Source organism: Streptomyces globisporus C-1027, from assembly GCF_000261345.2.
GTDB lineage: Bacteria > Actinomycetota > Actinomycetes > Streptomycetales > Streptomycetaceae > Streptomyces > Streptomyces pakalii.
The window spans coordinates 7,329,674-7,344,321 of record NZ_CP013738.1 but is presented as its reverse complement, the minus strand read 5'-3'; the positions used below and the strand labels follow the sequence as shown (position 1 = coordinate 7,344,321).

Below are 14,648 nucleotides of genomic sequence, written 5' to 3'. Positions count from 1 at the left end.
CCGGCGGGCGGGGCAGACCGGGGCGTATCGTGCCGGGTCACACAGCCAGCATGCTCCCGATCCGGGGTACCGCGCACCTCCGCGACCGGCTGCTCCCCTCGCGGCGGCCGGTCGCGGAAGCGGGATCAGTGCAGCTTGGCGACTGCGGTGCGGGTCGTCTTCTTGAAGCCCTCCAGCGGAGCCCCGTCCAGCTCGCCCATCTGGCCCCACTCGACGACGGTCACGGTCCTGCCGTCGCGGCCGACGGAGTAGAGCGCGATGTCGGTGGAGCCGACCTCCGGGTACGACGTGTCGATGCTGTAGACGTGCGCGCCCTCCTCCACGTTGATCCGGCCCTGGTAGAACGCCTCCCCCTCCAGGCCGGGGTCCTGCTCCTTCAGCCGGTCGAGGCAGGTCTCCAGGGCGCTCCGCAGCTCGGCTGCGAGCTTCCTGGCCTTGGCGGTGGTGGGGGCGACCGTGATGGTCTGGCGGGCGTTGGTGTCCAGCTCGGTGCGGAAGTCCCGGTGGCGGCTGCCGGCCGCCAGGGCGATCCCGGTGGTGCAGACGGACCCGTCGGCCGGCACGCCCTTGCGGACCGGGCCTGCCGTCCAGGGGGTGGGGGAGGCGGGCAGCTGGCTCGCGCTCAGGAATTTCGGCTGGGCGGGAGCGGGCGCCGGGGCCGCGGCGGCGGGCACCTGGGCCAGGGCGGTGACGGCCAGGCCCGTGGCCAGGACGGTCAGGAGGGCGGTGCGGAGGTTGCGCATGGTGAGGTTCCCCGTTTCGGATGGTGCGGTCAGGTGGTGCGTACCGTGCGGCCGTTCGTTAGTACGGCTCGTTCGTACGTACGGCGTCGCGCCGAGGCGTACGGAGCCCGGTGGGGTCCGTAACGGCGGCGGAGTGGAACGGGCACCAGCCTGGGCCGCAGCCCCGGATGCGGACAAGCGCGGCACGGCTTCCGGCCGGGCTGGAACCGTCCCACCCCTGGTGACGTGGGTGTTCCCGGAGGGCTGGAACGCCCTGGAACAGCGGCAGGGGAGGACGAGCGTGTCGGGTGACGCCGAGGGGGCCGCACGGGCGGTGCTGGCGGAGCGGCTGAGCGCACTGCGGGAGGGGTCGGGCCGGACGTACGCGTCGCTGGCCCGCCGCATCGGGGTCAGCGGCTCGACGCTGCACCGGTACTGCACGGGGCGGACGGTGCCCGCGGAGTTCGCCCCGGTGGAGCGGCTGGCCCGGCTGTGCGGCGCACCGGCAGAGGAACGGGAGGCGCTGCACCGCCTGTGGCTCCTGGCGGACGGCGAGCGGCTCGACCGGCAGGGGGTGGCGGAGGAGAAGGAAGGCTCGGCGGCGGAGCAGGGTGCGGAGGCGGAGGAAGGCGCGGAGGCGGAGCAGGGAGCGGAGGCGGAGGAAGGCGCGGAGGCGGAGCAGGGAGCGGAGGCGGAGGAAGGCGCGGAGGCGGAGCAGGGAGCGGAGGCGGAGGAAGGCGCGGAGGCGGAGCAGGGAGCGGAGGCGGAGGAAGGCGCGGAGGCGGAGCAGGGAGCGGAGGCGGAGGTGGCCGGGGCGCCGTCGGAAGGCGCTGTGGCCATGCCGCGTGCGCCCGGGGCCCTGTCCGGGCGGTCCGGGCCGCCCGACGGGGAGCCGCCGCACGCGGTGCCGCTCCCCGGCACAGCCCCCGAAGCCACGCCCGTCCCCGCCCTCACCCCAGCCTCCGGCCCCGGTCCCGCGCAGTCCGGCTCGGCCGAGCACCGCGCTTCCCGGATGCCGGTAATCCGGTCACTTCGTGCACGCCGGTACGGGCAGGGGCTCGGCGTCCTCGCCGCGGCGGTCCTCGTCCTCGCCCTGGTCGCAGCCTTCGGACGGCCCTGGTCCTCGGGCCCCGACGGGCGCTCGTCGGTGGCCCAGGTCCCGGGTGGGCCTCCCGCGGACTCCCTGGGGTCTCCCACCTCCGGCTCCCCGAAGCCCGAGAAGCCTCAGGGCACCGCGACCGGGTCCCCGCGGAAGACGCCGTCGGGCAGCCCCTCGCCGACCACGTCGCCCGGGATCGGGCCGCGCAAGGAGGGCCTGCCCCGGTCCTCCGGGCCCTCGTCCGGCCCGGTAGCCGGGCGGGTGCCGTTCACCTGGACCGGTGACGACCACGTCTGGAAGAACGGCTGCGACCACGCCTACCTCCTCGACCGGGCGCCCGCCGCCGTCCCGCCGCCCCCGGTGGAGGCCGACGCGGCGTCCTGGGCAGGGGCGCTCGGCGCGGTGCACGCCGGCGAGACCGGTGTCCGGATCACCTTGCAGGGCCGGGACGACCGGGCCGTCGTGCTGGAGTCCCTGCGGATCCGGGTGGTCGAGCGCAGCTCACCGGCCGAGGGCCGGGTCTACCGGATGAGCTCCGGCTGCGGCGGGTCCCTCACCCCGAGGATGTTCGACGTGGATCTCGACGCCGACCGCCCGGTGGCCCGCTCCGTCGCGGGCAACGACTCGGGCGAGCCCATCGAGGCCGTCGCCTTCCCGTACCGCGTCTCGGTCACCGATCCCGAGGTCTTCCTGATCACCGGCCGTACGGTCGGCTGCGACTGCTCCTGGGTGGCGGAGCTGGCCTGGAGCAGCGGCGGCCGGTCCGGCACGGTGCGCATCGACGACGGCGGGCGGCCGTTCCGTACGAACGGGGTACGGGGGCACTCCGTACTGGACTACGACACGACCGCCGGGCGCTGGGTGCCTGCGGTGGACGGCAGCGAGGCCGCGTCCTGAGCCGGTGAACGGGGGCGCGGAGGCGGGCGGGGCCGGGGGCGCTCATGCTGGTGAGGGCGGGCGGCCTGCCCGGCGGGCCCGGGTCGGCCGCAGAGGCTTCTGGTGGAGGTGCCGATGGATCCCGTCACCGCGCTGCGGCGGATCGCGTTCCTGCTGGAACGCTCGCAGGCCGCCACTTACCGGGTGAAGGCCTTCCGTACGGCTGCCGCCGCCGTGGACGCCATGTCCTCCGGGGAGGCGGCCGAGCGGGTGGCCGCGAAGTCCCTGGAGCGGGTCCCCGGCATCGGGCCGCGTACGGCCGAGGTGATCCGTGAGGCCCTGGCGGGCAAGACGCCCGGATATCTGGACCGGCTGGAGAAGGAGGCCGCGGCCGAGCCGCCCGTCGAGGGGGGCGAGGACCTCTTCGCGCGGCTGACGGGCGACTGTCATATGCACTCGGACTGGTCGGACGGCGGCAGCCCGATCGAGGAGATGGGCCGGACCGCCGCGGAGCTGGGCCACGCGTGGGCCGTCCTCACCGACCACTCGCCGCGGCTGACGGTGGCCAAGGGGCTGTCGCCGGAACGGCTGCGGGAGCAGCTGGACGTGGTGGAACGGCTCAACGAGGAGTGGGCCCCGTTCCGGCTGCTGACGGGGATCGAGTGCGACATCCTGCCGGACGGCTCGCTCGACCAGGAGGAGGAGCTGCTGGAACGGGTGGACGTGGTGGTGGTCTCGGTCCACTCCAAGCTGCGGATGGACCCGGCCCCGATGACACGGCGGCTGGAAGCGGCCGTGCGCCATCCGCGGGCGCATGTGCTCGGCCACTGCACGGGACGCCTGCTGGACGGGCGTGGCCGGCCCGAGTCGCGGTTCGACGCGGACCGGGTCTTCGCGGCCTGCGCCGAGGCCGGAACGGCGGTGGAGATCAACTGCCGCCCGGAGCGGCAGGACCCGCCCCTGCGGCTGCTGCGCGCGGCCGTCGCGGCGGGAGCGCTGTTCGCGATCGACACGGACGCGCACGCTCCGGGGCAGCTCGACTGGCAGCGGTCGGGGTGTGCCCGTGCCGAGGAGTGCGGGGTCCCGGCGGACCGGGTGGTGACGACCTGGAGCGCGGAACGGCTCCTGGAATGGGCCGGCTGACCCGTACCCGGCTGCTTCCGCGGAGCCGCACGGGCCTGCCCGCCCCTTCGGCACCGCACGCGCCCGCCCGCCGCCGGAGGTGTGTACGTCCTCCGGGGCGGGCGGATGGGCAGGCGTCGGCCGGGCTACTTCTGGGGGTAGATGTCCCCGGCCTCCATGGCGCTCTGCTGCTCGCTCCGGTCCCGGATCGTCCGGGACTTCTTCTCCAGCCGCTCGCGCTCCTGCGGGTCGCTCGCGCGCTCTGCCTGTTCGTGGAGCTGCTGGGCCTTCTCACGCATCTGCCGAGCCAGGTCGGCGGGTTCGTCCGAACCGCTCATCACCACTCCTTGGACGCCGGGTACGGGACCTCTGCCCCCAGCGAACCAGCGACCGGCCGCCTCCGCATCCCGCATGGCCGGGGCCCGGTCACCGGAATCGGCGGTGCCGCAGCGGTGCGGCCGGTCAGGCGGGCTGCCGCCCGAGACGTCGCAGGAGCGCGCGCAGCCGGGGGTGGCGCGCGTGCGCCTCGCCCGCGCGGCGGCCCAGCTCCTCGCCGAGCCGTTTGGTGCGCTCCTCGATGTCGAGTTCGGCCAGCACCCGGTCGATCTCGGCGAGCAGAGCACCGTGCAGCTGCCACTGGCGCGGGTGCTCCTGGACGTCCTCCAGCAGCAGGTCGGCCACCAGGTCCCGGGTGGCGCGGCTGCGGGCGAGCGCTTCGGCGAGCCGTTCCTCGGCCGCCTCCGCGTCGGCGGCGAGCTGGGTGGTGACCAGAACGGCGAAGCTCTCGATCGCCTCGGCGAGATGGCCGAGGAGTTCCTGGAGCAGTTCCGCCACGTCGGCAGGGAAGAGCGACTCCTCGGTACGGGCCTTCGCCAGGTCGGTGAGGGTGCGGGAGAGGACGCGCAGGACGACGGCGCAGATTTCCAGGGTGTCGAGCCCGGTCCGCAGGACGACCCGGTGCAGCAGCCCCTGTCTCACCCTGGGGTTGAGGGTGAGACTTTCCTCCGCCTGGCGCAGCGAGGCGTCGACCTCCACGATGTCGTGGTCGAGCCTGCGGGCCTCGTGCAACCGGGCGGCGGCCCGGGAGACGGGGTTGTTCCCCACGACCTCCTCGCCCATGCTGCGCAGCATCGTGCCCATCCGGGCGGCGAGCGACTCGATGGAGGAGCCGGCCGAGTCGACCCAGACGGGCGGGGCGAGGAGCAGGTTGAACAGGAGCCCGACCACAGCGCCGATGAGGGTCTCCCACACCCGGTCCCAGGCGGTGTCGGCGACCTGGGAGACGCCGAGGACGAGCATCGCGCTGATCGCCACCTCCGGTACGAACTCGTTGACGCGGACCAGTCGTCCGATCAGCAGCGAGGTGAAGATGGTGAGGCCGAGGCTCCACCAGCTCAGCCCCACCAGGGAACTGAAGCCGATGGCGATGAGGACGCCGACGATGACCGAGTTCACGCGGCGGATGCCGGTCGTGAGGGTCGCGTAGAGGGTCACCTGGACGACCAGGAGCGCGGTGAGGGGCGCGGTGAGCGGGGCAGGTTCGGGCAGGAGCCAGACAGCCACGGAGTAGGCGATGACGGCGGCGGCCGTCGAGCGCAGCGTCTGCACCCCGGCGGGTTCGGTGGTGCGCTGCACGAGCTTGACGACGGGGGCGGAGACTCGGGGCATTCCTTGACGGTGCCCCGATTCGCCCCGCCGCAGCGCTCCCTCCGGCCGGGCTCCGCCGTACGGCCCCGCATCCGGCTGCGGGAACCGGACGGGGTGCGCGGGGCCGTGGTCGGAGAGACCCTGGAGGCATGGCTGTACTACTGAATCCCCCAGGAGAGACACCGCCGGCCGAGGGTTCCATCGGCGAGGCCCACGAGGAACGCGCGGACGGAGGACTGTGGGAGCACCCGGGCGTCTGGACCGCCCTGATCGTGCTGGGAGCGCTCATGGTCGCCGGATTCTTCCTCGCCCGGATCTTCGGCTACGGATGACCGGCACGGTGTCCGCATCGGCGCGCCGGATCACCGACGCGCTGATGGAGGAGTGCGGGCGGACGTATGCGGCGGAGGCGGGGATCCGGCTGCGCGACACCCCGCAGCCGCTCTACCAGCTTCTGGTGCTGAGCCATCTGCTGAGCGCCCGGATCCGTGCCTCGGTCGCCGTGGCCGCCGCGCGGGCGTTGTTCGCGCACGGGATGCGCACCCCGCGCCGGATGGCGGACGCGACGTGGCGGGAGCGTGTGGACGCGTTGGGCGAGGGCGGCTACCGCCGCTACGACGAGCGGACCTCCACCCAGCTCGGGGAGGGCGCCGACCTCGTCCTCGACGTCTGGAAGGGCGACCTGCGGCGGCTGCGCGCGGAGGCGGACGGCGACACGGAGGCGCTGCGGGCGGGGCTCCGGCGTGTCCAGGGGATCGGACCGGCGGGTGCCGACATCTTCGTACGCGAGGTCCAGGCCGTGTGGCCGGAGACCGGGTTCTGGGTCGGTGCGAAGGGCCTTCAAGGAGCCGAGCGGCTCGGTCTGCCGACCTCCACCGGACGCCTCTCCGGCGTGGCGCGCGACCGGGACCGGGCGGCGTTCGCCGCGGCGCTGGTCAGGGCGGCTCTCGACCGGGAGACCGCCGAGAGGGTCCGGGGGACGGCCCTCGCCCGGACGTGACGCCCGCGCGCGTCGCCAAGGCGGGCGAGGGCCAAGGCATCCGGCCTCGCGAAGGCACGGACCAGGGCGAAGGCGCCCGGTCTCGCAATGGCGCGCGGGTCGTAGCGAAGGCGCCCGGGCCGTACGGTGACGGCGCGGGCCGCGCGTACGGTCACGCCGCGGGCCACGGCGAGGGCGCCCGGCCGTACGGTGACGGCACAGGCGCCCAGCTCACTCTCAGCGGCCGGAAGCAGCCCGCGACACGCGTGCCAGGGCCTCCTCGCGGCGGGCCTCGGCCTGTTCCCTCCTGCCCTCGGCCTTCAGCCGCTCGTCCTCGAGGGCGATGCCGTCCGATTCCTTGATCATGCCTTTGAGCCGCCGCGCCTTGGCGCGGGCTATGTCGGTGCTCTTTCCCACAGCTGCCTCCATGCCGCGAGGGAGATACGCGCTTCCTCCCTCCACTATGCATAGCGGCGCCGTGAAACGCAGGGGGCTACAGCAGCGGATTGTCGTCGTCGTCCGGACCGCCGCCCTCGACCCGCAGCGCGAGATCCTGGAGGACGTCGGCCGACGACACGTCGGTCTGCCCGGAGTCGTGGACCTGGGCGAGCATCGTGAACGCGAGGGTGAAGGCGCTCACGAGCTGTTCGACCGCCCCGCCGACCTCGCGCCCGACGACGGCGACCACCTCCTCGACGGAGAAGTCGTCGGGGATGGCGATGTGGGGCATCGTCTCGTTCAGCAGGGCGGTGACGGCGCCCGCTCCCGCGTCCAGATCTTCCCGTTCGAGGTCCGCCTCCAGCAGGCGCTGCATTTCGCGCGCCTCTGTGAGGATGCCGATCACGCGCTTCACGACTTCCCGTTGCTCCATGGGCGCCAGCCTAGGGTGTGCAACCCGGTCGCAACGTCCGGTCGAGTGGACTTGCCTCCGGTTGTCGCAGCGCCGCCACGGCCGGAAAGGGGCAGGTCCATGGAGTGTGACCCGAAATCACCCGCCGTCGAGCTGACACCTGCCGCGGCCGGTCTGCTGCGGCGGTTGCGGACGGACCACGGTCCGTTGATGTTCCATCAGTCGGGCGGCTGCTGCGACGGCAGCGCGCCGATGTGCTACCCGGCGGGTGAGTTCCGCACCGGGGGTGCCGATGTGCTGCTGGCGGAACTCGCCGTCGAAGGCATGTCCGAAAGGGTGCCCTTCTGGATGTCGCGGAGCCAGTACGCGGTGTGGGCGCACACCCGGCTGATCGTGGACGTGGTGGAGGGCCGCGGCAGCGGTTTCTCGCTGGAGGCCCCGGAAGGGGTGCGCTTCCTCATCCGTTCCCGACTGGTGGAGGGGAACGGATGAGGAGGCGTGCTGCCCGTCAGGCGGTGTCGCGCACCGCGACGATGCCGTTGAAGACACCCGCGTACGCGGTGCCGTCAGGGCCGATGGTGATGGGCGCCCAGTTGTTGTCGTAGGCGGGCCCGGTGCCGGTGAGGGTGCGCCAGCGGCGTTCGCCGGTACGGAAGTCGACGGCGGTCAGGTACCAGGCGTCGATGCCCAGGGCGTTGGGTTCCTTCTCGTAGAAGTAGAGGAGCCCGTTGGCCGTGGACAGCTTCGGCACGGTGGAGGGCGAGCGGACGGCGCTCTCCCAGACGGTGTCGCAGCCGCTGCCGTCGGGCCGTACGTCGATACGGGTGGCGCCGCCGACGACGCTGCGCCCCAGCAGCAGGGAGGTGGGGTTCTCGTAGCCGTAGTTGTTCTCGACGACGAGGCTGTCGCCCCAGCTGATCAGCGAGTTGTCGGTGGTGGAACGGCCGGGGCCGAAGACCGGGACCGAGCAGACGAGGCGGCGGTCGGCGGGGACGTCCGCGCCCCGGCGGAAGACCAGGACGTTCATCCGGTCGTCCGCGTTGTCGGTGATCGCGACGTACTGTTCGTCGGTGCCGAAGAGGTCGGGGGTGGTGCCGGAGCCCTGGTTGACCGAGCCGGGTTTGGTGCCGGTGCCCCGGTCGTACGTCTGCCGCCACCGGATGCGCGGGGTGCCGTCCGCCTCGGCCGTGAAGCTGTAGAGGGCGTGGTCGGAGACGATGGAGACCGCTTCCCGGTCCACGGAGAACGAGTTCTGGATCTCCTCGCCGTCGAGCCGGAGGGACCGGATCGCCGAGGTGTCCGGGTCGACCGTGCCGACCCGGCCGAGCCGGGTGACCCACCAGATCCGGCCCTGCCAGTCGGGCATCACGGAGGTCACCGGATCGCAGACGCCGCTGGGGAAGAGGTTGGTCCAGGACACGCAGTCGTGCGGGACGTGTCCGGTGAGGTCCCAGTCGTCCTCGACGACGAACTCCCAGCGGCCGTCGGCGTCCTGGCGGTGGGCGATGCGCAGGACGTGCTGGCGCGCGTCGGCGAGGACGACCCGGTCCTGGTCGTCCAGGTAGAAGTAGGCGCCGCCCGACGTGTCCTTGAAGATCTTCGAGAAGTCGAGCCGGGTGATCGCCTCGACCGTTGAGGAGCGCTGCGGCAACTGGTACTCGGCGAGGGTGTCGAGCGTGCGCGGGTCGAGCAGCTTGAGCAGGAAGCCGGTGAACGTCCCGCAGACCGTGATCAGCCGGCCGGCCGCGTCGAAGGTCGCGGTGGCGCACTCGCCGCCGACCGGGGCGATCTTCTCGCTGGTCACCTCCGGGCTCCGGCCGAGCGGTCCGGCGTACGGGTGGGTGCCGCTGCCCGCCGCGTCCGCGTGCATGCCGCTGCGGCCGTTGGGGGCGAGGTACGGGTGTTGCGGCGGCGCCTGCCCGGGGACCGGCGACGCGGTGGCGGGAGCGCCTTCGTACCCCTTGACCAGGCCGTGGCCGGGGGCCTTGGGGATGTCGTCGGCCAGGGCCGGGGTCGTGGGCCCGGCCAGGGTGAGCGTGGCGACGGCGAGCGTCAGGGCCAGGGCGCGGGCGAGCGCTCTGCGGTACGGCGGGGGCATCGGGCTCCTCGGTTACGGACGGGGGTCGCGCCGCCGCCCGACGTTAGGAGGAGGTCCGTGAAGTGTCCATGGAAACAAGGAGGGTTTCGCGGGCCCGACACGCTGCCGCAACATGCCCGGGCCGGGGTGGGTTCCTCAGCGCTGCGGGCGCTTGGGGCGGGAGCGGTTCTCCTGCATGGCCCGGCGGATCTCCGCGGCTGTGGAGCGTGCGTGCTCCGAGGTGGCCGTGTGGTCGGCGACCGAGGTGACGAAGCGGTGCAGCGGCTGCCGGCAGTGGGCGCACGGGGCGTCGGTCGTGAGGTGGTAGCCGTCCTCGCACAGCGGGTCGGTGCAGGAGCCGGGCCGCAGGAGCTGTTCGGCGATGTCCTGGGCGCTCCACCGGCGGCGGCCGTCCTCGTCCAGCTCACCCAGCGCGTGGGCCCAGCGGAGGTTCCAGCGTCGTTCGATCCGCTCGCGGAGCTGGGCGGCGCTGCGGACGGCGATCTCCTGGTGGATGAGGTCGTGGACGGTGCTGGGCACCCTGCCGCCGAGTGCCTGGAGGAGTTGGTGCGGCAGGGCCTGGAGGACATAGCCGCGGGGGTTGCTCCGCGCGTTCTCCCGCCAGCGGTCGCAGGAGCAGGAGCCGTCGGGGCGCCTGGGGGCGTGGCAGCGGCCGCACAGGCCGCGGCACTCGGCGCACAGCCCGCCGTCGAGGCCGTCCAGATGAGGGGCTGGGGCCCGGCCGCACTCGTGGCAGCAGGCCGCGCACGGGCCGCAGAGCCGCTCGTTGCCCGCCTTGGTCGTCCAGGTCCGCATCTGGCACCGGCAGCACAGGGCGGTGTTGCAGTACTCGTGGTGGGCGGCGCCCGAGTGCCGGCCGGGGGGCGGAAAAGACATCTGCCCATTGTGCGGGATGTCCGGGGCGGATGCGGACGGTCAGGGGTGCAGGCTGCTGACCAGGTCGGCGGTGGCCCCGACGCCGTCGTGGATGGTCGGCGCCATGCTCGTACCCGCGAGGAAGAAGCCCAGCAGGAGGCAGACCAGGGCGTGCGAGACCTTCAGTCCGCCGTTGCGCAGAAAGATCACCGCGAGGATCACCAGGAGCAGCACCAGTGAGATCGAAACGGCCATGACCAACCTCCTCCGCCGCGCCTGATTTGCGGCTTTCGGCCGCCAGTGTGGCGCAGCGGAGGGGCCGTTCGGCGCACTGGCGTGTCCGCCGAACGGGTACTTCCGGGAGGTGGCGCGTTACGAGATCAGCGCACTGCGGGCCCGCAGGAATTTTTCGAGCCCTGCGAGGTCGTCGGTGTTGAGGTGGTCGACCCCGGCGGCGAGCAGTTCGGACCAGACGGCCTCGCGTTCGGGGCCCGCCACGTCCGGGGTCGCCCAGAAGCGGATGCGGCGGCCTTCGCGGTGGGCGGTGGTGACGAGGGTGCGGAGCCGGTCGCGCTCGGCCAGAGGGAAGGGGCCGGCGCCGAGCCAGCTGAAGTTCTGGGTCCAGTTGGCGCTGACGAGCGGGGCGAAGGAGGCGGGGGCCGGGGTGCCGAGGTCGTCGAGGCGGCCGTCGTAGAAGGCGAGGCGGGTGCGCTGGGCCTCCATCGGGGCCCGGGCGGCGCGGTCGCCGGAGATGACGGCGGTGACGGCTTTCGGGACGACGCGGCCGCGCTGGTAGCGGGTGAACATGCGCTGGTGGCGGCGCAGTTGCCGGTCCAGCTCGCGGTAGGCGGCGACGCCGTCGGCCTTGATGTCGATGAGGAGCTGCAGCGGGGCCCGGTGGTGCGGGTGGACGCTGCCGTGTCCGGCGCGGACGAGGGCGGCGAGCGGGTCGAGGTAGAGCGAGGCGAGGGTGCGGCTGGGGTCGAGGGTGGCGGGTTCGTGGGCGACGAGCAGTTCGCCGTCGACCAAGAAGATGTCCGCCTCGACGCTGGTGAACCCGTGGGCCAGCGCGTCGTGCAGCGGGCGCGGGTGGAGGTAGTCGTTGTGCGCGTGGGCGTGGCGTAACGGACGCGGGCCGCGCGGGCGGGCGGGTGCGGCGGCCGCCGTCGCGGTGGGGACGGCGACGCCCGCGGCGGCGGCGAGGGCGACGGTGAGCGCGCGGCGGCGGGTGGGGTGGGCCATGGGGACTCCCTGAGCGGCGGACGGGGTCGCGTCGAGTATGGGGGCACGACCGGCATTCCCGTCAGGTACCTGACAGGTGTTCGGCGATGTTTCACGCCCTGGCCACCTCCGGGGCGGATCGGCGGCCGGACACGACCGGAGGGAGACCTACAGCTGTCGGAGATGGTCGCGCAGCCGCCGGGCGGCTTCGGCCATCAGCCCGTCGACGCCGGGCTGTGCGCCCGCCGGGACCGACGACTCGGTCAGGACGGCCACGGCGAAGGTCTGTCCGTCGGCGTGCTCCACGACGCCGATCTCATGTCGCAGGTTCAGCAGGGTGCCCGTCTTGGAGGACCAGCGGCTCGCGTCGGAACTGAAGTCCGGGGTCAGCCGGTGGCGCAGCACGTTGTGGGCCAGGAGGTCGCGGAGCCGTTCGGCCACTTCCGGATGGATCTTCGACGGGATCCACACGGCCTGGAGGAGGTCGACGAAGGAGCGGGCGCTGCCGGTGTTGGCGCGGGTCGAGTCGAGTTGGGGCACCCGGTGGCCGCGGCCGCTGGTGCCCGCGTCGATGGCCAGCGCGTGGGCGAGGTGCACCTGGTCGGCGTCGAAACGCTCCACGGGTGTGTCGAACAGCTCCTCCGTGCGGTGCCGGACCGTGATCCCGCGCAGGCCGGCCTCCTGGAGGAGGTCGGCGACCCGGTCGGGCGGAGTGAGGTCGAACAGCGCGTCGGCGGCCGTCCCGTCGCTCAGACAGGTGCTGAGGTAGAGCAGGTCGTCGATCGCGATCCGGGCGGGGTGCCGGAAGCGGCTGAGGCCGGTCGGGCCCGGGGTGGTGACGCGCCCGGGCGCCACGTCCAGCAGGGCCGCGCCGTCCAGCTCACCGCGCCGGATGCGTTCGAGCGTGGCGAGCGCGAGCGGAACCTTGACCAGGGAGGCCGACGGCAGGTCGGTGTCCGGCTCGATGCCCAGCTCCTCCCCCGTGTCCAGGTCCCGTACCAGCAGGCACGCGCGCAGGCCGCCTTCGGACAGCCGGGCGCGCACGTCCCGCAGCAGGGCCTCGGTGTTCATGCCGCCTTCCCTCCCCCGGCGCCGGCCGGGTCGTCCGCGCCCAGGCAGCGGGCGATGGCCTCGCCCAGCCGCGCTTCCATGGGCAGGGGGTTGCCGTCCGCCACGACCGTGAGGGCGTAGCCCCGGCGGGGCGTCATCTCTCCGATGGGGTGCCAGGCCAGGGCGAGTTCCTCCGCCTGGGCCCGGGAGCACAGCAGCAGGTCCTCGGAGCAGAGGACTTCGGCCGCGGCGGCCGTCAGGTCCGGTGCGGCGAGAACCTGCGCGGGCCGCAGGCCCACCGCGTCCCGCAGCCGCGTCAGGGGGTCGCGGATGTGCGGTACGTCGTCCTCCGGCTGGATCCAGATACGGCGGGCCGGGTCCGGCGTACCCCGTCCGAGCCGCAGTGTCTCGACGTAGATCCGCCGCACCCCGCCGTCCCGCGCCCCGGCCAGCCCCAGCGGCACGGACCAGGGCGCCCCCTCGGCGGGTACGGCGAGCAGAGCGGCGCGCACCTGCTGGGCCTGGAGGAGTTCCCTGCGGCGCGCCGGTCCGGCGGTCCGGAGGTCGAGACGGACCCCGTGCCCCCGTGCCTCGGCGACCAGGCGCGCCAGGGCGGACGCGGAGCAGATGGCGGGGACGGCCAGTCGCCAGGGCTTGTCCTTGACGGCTTCGGCCTCCTCCAGCAGCACGTCGGCCGCTTGGACGAGCTGCCGGGCGGCGGCCAGCATGTCGCGCCCGAACGGGGTGAGCACCGCCCGCCGCGACGTGCGCTCGAACAGCGGCTCGCCGAAGCGCTCCTCCAGGGCCGCGACCCGGCGGCTCGCCACCGACTGGGACATCCCCGCGGCGGCCGCCCCGTCGGTGAAGCCGCCGTACTCACTGACGCTGACGAACGCCCGGCATGCTCCGACCAGATCCATACCCCGAGCCTATGCGGTTTCGGCATGGAAACGCGCATGAGCGTATTGGACCGCATGACCGGAGGCGACGAAGGTGGCTTCGGCAGGCATGATCACGTACCGGGACGGAGTCGTGCGGCCCCGTCCCCGATGCGCTCCGGTCCGGAGCGCCAGGAGGTTTCGCCCATGCATCACCCCCGCGTCAGGACCGCCGTCGCCGGTCTGGCCGCCGCGCTGTCCCTCGTGCCGCTGGCGGCCTGCGGGCAGAGCGACTCCACCGCGCCGCCCTCCTCCGCCAAGCCCGCCGCGAGCACGTCGGCCGCCACTGCCTCCGTGAAGCCGTACACCGGCGACTTCCAGAAGCTGGAGCGGAAGTTCGACGCGCGGCTCGGCGTCTACGCGATCGACACCGGCACCGGACGCGAGGTGACCCACAACGACCGGGGGCGCTTCGCCTACAACTCGACCTTCAAGGCGCTCCAGGCCGCGGTCGTGCTCAGCACCTACTCCCTGGACGGGATGGACAAGCGGGTGACCTACACCCGCGAGGACCTGGTCGCCAACTCCCCGGTGACCGAGAAGCACGTCGACACCGGCATGACGCTGAAGGAGCTGTGCGACGCCTCCGTGCGCTACAGCGACAACACCGCGGCCAACCTCCTCTTCGACCACGTCGGCGGGCCCAAGGGCCTGGACGCCTCGCTGGAGAAGCTGGGCGACGACGTCACACGGATGGACCGGGAGGAGCCGGAACTGAGCCGCTGGGTCCCCGGCGAGAAGAGGGACACCTCCACACCCCGGGCGCTGGCCGGGGATCTGCGCGCGTTCGTCCTGGGCAAGGCCCTGCGCGCACCGGAGCGGGCGCAGCTGACGACATGGCTGCGGACCAACACCACCGGGGACGCGGTGATCAGGGCGGGTGTGCCGAAGAACTGGGTCGTCGGCGACAAGACCGGGACCGGCAGCTTCTACGGGGCCCGCAACGACATCGCCGTGGTGTGGCCCCCGGACTCCGCGCCCATCGTGATCGCCGTCCTGTCGCACCGCGGTACGAAGGACGCGGAGCCGGACGACCGGCTGATCGCCGAAGCGGCCTCCGTGGTCGTCGACTCGCTCTCCTAGCGGGCGGGGACCGAATCGGGTGCGTGGACCGGGGGCCCCGGTCCACGCACCCGATTCGGTCCGGCCGAGCGCCTGGGCCGGTGACCACGGGCGCCTCCGAAACTCGTA

The 14,648-nt window shown here is 73.4% G+C and carries 18 protein-coding genes; 7 read left to right on the top strand and 11 right to left on the bottom strand.

Annotated elements, in window-relative coordinates:
- Positions 1-125: 125 nt before the first annotated feature.
- Positions 126-743, bottom strand: coding sequence for a hypothetical protein (locus WQO_RS32455; RefSeq protein ID WP_010059155.1), 618 nt, complete (start codon positions 741-743; stop codon positions 126-128).
- A 280-nt stretch (positions 744-1,023) separates the two neighbouring features.
- On the opposite strand from WQO_RS32455, the gene WQO_RS32450 reads away from it, so the two are divergent.
- The gene (locus WQO_RS32450; protein WP_058954227.1) at positions 1,024-2,718 is read left to right on the top strand and encodes a helix-turn-helix domain-containing protein; all 1,695 of its coding nucleotides are present in this window, start codon (positions 1,024-1,026) and stop codon (positions 2,716-2,718) included.
- A gap of 114 nt (positions 2,719-2,832) precedes the next feature.
- A complete protein-coding gene (locus tag WQO_RS32445) occupies positions 2,833-3,840 on the top strand; it encodes a PHP domain-containing protein (RefSeq protein ID WP_029182155.1) in 1,008 nt (335 codons plus the stop codon).
- A 125-nt stretch (positions 3,841-3,965) separates the two neighbouring features.
- Here the strand turns inward: WQO_RS32445 and WQO_RS32440 are convergent, their stop codons facing one another.
- Both WQO_RS32440 and WQO_RS32435 read right to left on the bottom strand, forming a co-directional pair.
- Positions 3,966-4,157 (bottom strand): DUF6381 family protein, encoded by a 192-nt coding sequence (locus tag WQO_RS32440; RefSeq protein ID WP_010072978.1) that lies wholly within the window; start codon positions 4,155-4,157, stop codon positions 3,966-3,968.
- Positions 4,158-4,281: 124 nt separating this feature from the next.
- The gene (locus tag WQO_RS32435; RefSeq protein WP_010059149.1) at positions 4,282-5,487 is read right to left on the bottom strand and encodes an FUSC family protein; all 1,206 of its coding nucleotides are present in this window, start codon (positions 5,485-5,487) and stop codon (positions 4,282-4,284) included.
- Positions 5,488-5,490: 3 nt separating this feature from the next.
- Here WQO_RS32435 and WQO_RS36185 point away from each other — a divergent pair, with 3 nt between their 5' ends.
- From WQO_RS36185 to WQO_RS32425, 3 genes are read left to right on the top strand one after another with little or no spacing between them, the layout of a single operon-like run.
- Positions 5,491-5,631: a hypothetical protein gene (locus tag WQO_RS36185; protein WP_158073229.1), complete on the top strand. Its 141-nt coding sequence runs from the start codon at positions 5,491-5,493 to the stop codon at positions 5,629-5,631.
- Positions 5,616-5,798 (top strand): DUF6480 family protein, encoded by a 183-nt coding sequence (locus WQO_RS32430; RefSeq protein ID WP_010059147.1) that lies wholly within the window; start codon positions 5,616-5,618, stop codon positions 5,796-5,798. Before WQO_RS36185 ends, WQO_RS32430 begins: the two co-directional genes overlap by 16 nt.
- Positions 5,795-6,466: a hypothetical protein gene (locus tag WQO_RS32425; protein ID WP_010059145.1), complete on the top strand. Its 672-nt coding sequence runs from the start codon at positions 5,795-5,797 to the stop codon at positions 6,464-6,466. The genes WQO_RS32430 and WQO_RS32425 overlap by 4 nt, the downstream gene beginning before the upstream one ends.
- A gap of 216 nt (positions 6,467-6,682) precedes the next feature.
- Here WQO_RS32425 and WQO_RS32420 read toward each other — a convergent pair whose 3' ends face one another.
- Positions 6,683-6,862, bottom strand: a complete 180-nt coding sequence (locus WQO_RS32420; protein ID WP_010059144.1) for a CsbD family protein — start codon at positions 6,860-6,862, stop codon at positions 6,683-6,685.
- 76 nt (positions 6,863-6,938) lie between these two features.
- On the bottom strand, positions 6,939-7,316 hold the full coding sequence (locus tag WQO_RS32415) for a hypothetical protein (RefSeq protein ID WP_010059143.1): 378 nt from the start codon (positions 7,314-7,316) through the stop codon (positions 6,939-6,941).
- Between the two features lie 99 nt (positions 7,317-7,415).
- Between WQO_RS32415 and WQO_RS32410 the strand changes: the two genes are divergently transcribed.
- Entirely contained in the window at positions 7,416-7,787 is a 372-nt protein-coding gene (locus WQO_RS32410) for a DUF779 domain-containing protein (protein ID WP_010059142.1), read from the top strand.
- A gap of 16 nt (positions 7,788-7,803) precedes the next feature.
- Here WQO_RS32410 and WQO_RS32405 read toward each other — a convergent pair whose 3' ends face one another.
- From WQO_RS32405 to WQO_RS32380, 6 genes are all read right to left on the bottom strand, one after another.
- Positions 7,804-9,393: a hypothetical protein gene (locus WQO_RS32405; RefSeq protein ID WP_010059141.1), complete on the bottom strand. Its 1,590-nt coding sequence runs from the start codon at positions 9,391-9,393 to the stop codon at positions 7,804-7,806.
- Between the two features lie 135 nt (positions 9,394-9,528).
- Positions 9,529-10,269, bottom strand: a complete 741-nt coding sequence (locus WQO_RS32400; RefSeq protein WP_058954179.1) for a hypothetical protein — start codon at positions 10,267-10,269, stop codon at positions 9,529-9,531.
- Between the two features lie 39 nt (positions 10,270-10,308).
- Positions 10,309-10,503 (bottom strand): hypothetical protein, encoded by a 195-nt coding sequence (locus WQO_RS32395; protein ID WP_010059139.1) that lies wholly within the window; start codon positions 10,501-10,503, stop codon positions 10,309-10,311.
- Positions 10,504-10,620: 117 nt separating this feature from the next.
- Positions 10,621-11,490: a phosphatidylinositol-specific phospholipase C/glycerophosphodiester phosphodiesterase family protein gene (locus WQO_RS32390; RefSeq protein ID WP_058954178.1), complete on the bottom strand. Its 870-nt coding sequence runs from the start codon at positions 11,488-11,490 to the stop codon at positions 10,621-10,623.
- A gap of 147 nt (positions 11,491-11,637) precedes the next feature.
- On the bottom strand, positions 11,638-12,540 hold the full coding sequence (locus WQO_RS32385; protein WP_010059136.1) for a serine hydrolase: 903 nt from the start codon (positions 12,538-12,540) through the stop codon (positions 11,638-11,640).
- The gene (locus WQO_RS32380; protein ID WP_010059134.1) at positions 12,537-13,439 is read right to left on the bottom strand and encodes a LysR family transcriptional regulator; all 903 of its coding nucleotides are present in this window, start codon (positions 13,437-13,439) and stop codon (positions 12,537-12,539) included. Before WQO_RS32380 ends, WQO_RS32385 begins: the two co-directional genes overlap by 4 nt.
- Before the next feature lie 165 nt (positions 13,440-13,604).
- Between WQO_RS32380 and bla the strand changes: the two genes are divergently transcribed.
- Positions 13,605-14,540, top strand: a complete 936-nt coding sequence (bla, locus tag WQO_RS32375) for a class A beta-lactamase (RefSeq protein ID WP_010059132.1) — start codon at positions 13,605-13,607, stop codon at positions 14,538-14,540.
- Positions 14,541-14,648 lie beyond the last annotated feature (108 nt).

What these genes read in the sequence shown, in the direction of transcription:
- WQO_RS32455 (WP_010059155.1), bottom strand. Translation starts at nt 743, where the DNA reads ATGCGCAACCTCCGCACCGCCCTCCTGACCGTCCTGGCCACGGGCCTG.
- WQO_RS32445 (WP_029182155.1), top strand. Translation starts at nt 2,833, where the DNA reads ATGGATCCCGTCACCGCGCTGCGGCGGATCGCGTTCCTGCTGGAACGC.
- WQO_RS32440 (WP_010072978.1), bottom strand. Translation starts at nt 4,157, where the DNA reads ATGAGCGGTTCGGACGAACCCGCCGACCTGGCTCGGCAGATGCGTGAG.
- WQO_RS32435 (WP_010059149.1), bottom strand. Translation starts at nt 5,487, where the DNA reads ATGCCCCGAGTCTCCGCCCCCGTCGTCAAGCTCGTGCAGCGCACCACC.
- WQO_RS32430 (WP_010059147.1), top strand. Translation starts at nt 5,616, where the DNA reads ATGGCTGTACTACTGAATCCCCCAGGAGAGACACCGCCGGCCGAGGGT.
- WQO_RS32425 (WP_010059145.1), top strand. Translation starts at nt 5,795, where the DNA reads ATGACCGGCACGGTGTCCGCATCGGCGCGCCGGATCACCGACGCGCTG.
- WQO_RS32415 (WP_010059143.1), bottom strand. Translation starts at nt 7,316, where the DNA reads ATGGAGCAACGGGAAGTCGTGAAGCGCGTGATCGGCATCCTCACAGAG.
- WQO_RS32410 (WP_010059142.1), top strand. Translation starts at nt 7,416, where the DNA reads ATGGAGTGTGACCCGAAATCACCCGCCGTCGAGCTGACACCTGCCGCG.
- WQO_RS32405 (WP_010059141.1), bottom strand. Translation starts at nt 9,393, where the DNA reads ATGCCCCCGCCGTACCGCAGAGCGCTCGCCCGCGCCCTGGCCCTGACG.
- WQO_RS32400 (WP_058954179.1), bottom strand. Translation starts at nt 10,269, where the DNA reads ATGTCTTTTCCGCCCCCCGGCCGGCACTCGGGCGCCGCCCACCACGAG.
- WQO_RS32395 (WP_010059139.1), bottom strand. Translation starts at nt 10,503, where the DNA reads ATGGCCGTTTCGATCTCACTGGTGCTGCTCCTGGTGATCCTCGCGGTG.
- WQO_RS32390 (WP_058954178.1), bottom strand. Translation starts at nt 11,490, where the DNA reads ATGGCCCACCCCACCCGCCGCCGCGCGCTCACCGTCGCCCTCGCCGCC.
- WQO_RS32385 (WP_010059136.1), bottom strand. Translation starts at nt 12,540, where the DNA reads ATGAACACCGAGGCCCTGCTGCGGGACGTGCGCGCCCGGCTGTCCGAA.
- WQO_RS32380 (WP_010059134.1), bottom strand. Translation starts at nt 13,439, where the DNA reads ATGGATCTGGTCGGAGCATGCCGGGCGTTCGTCAGCGTCAGTGAGTAC.
- bla (WP_010059132.1), top strand. Translation starts at nt 13,605, where the DNA reads ATGCATCACCCCCGCGTCAGGACCGCCGTCGCCGGTCTGGCCGCCGCG.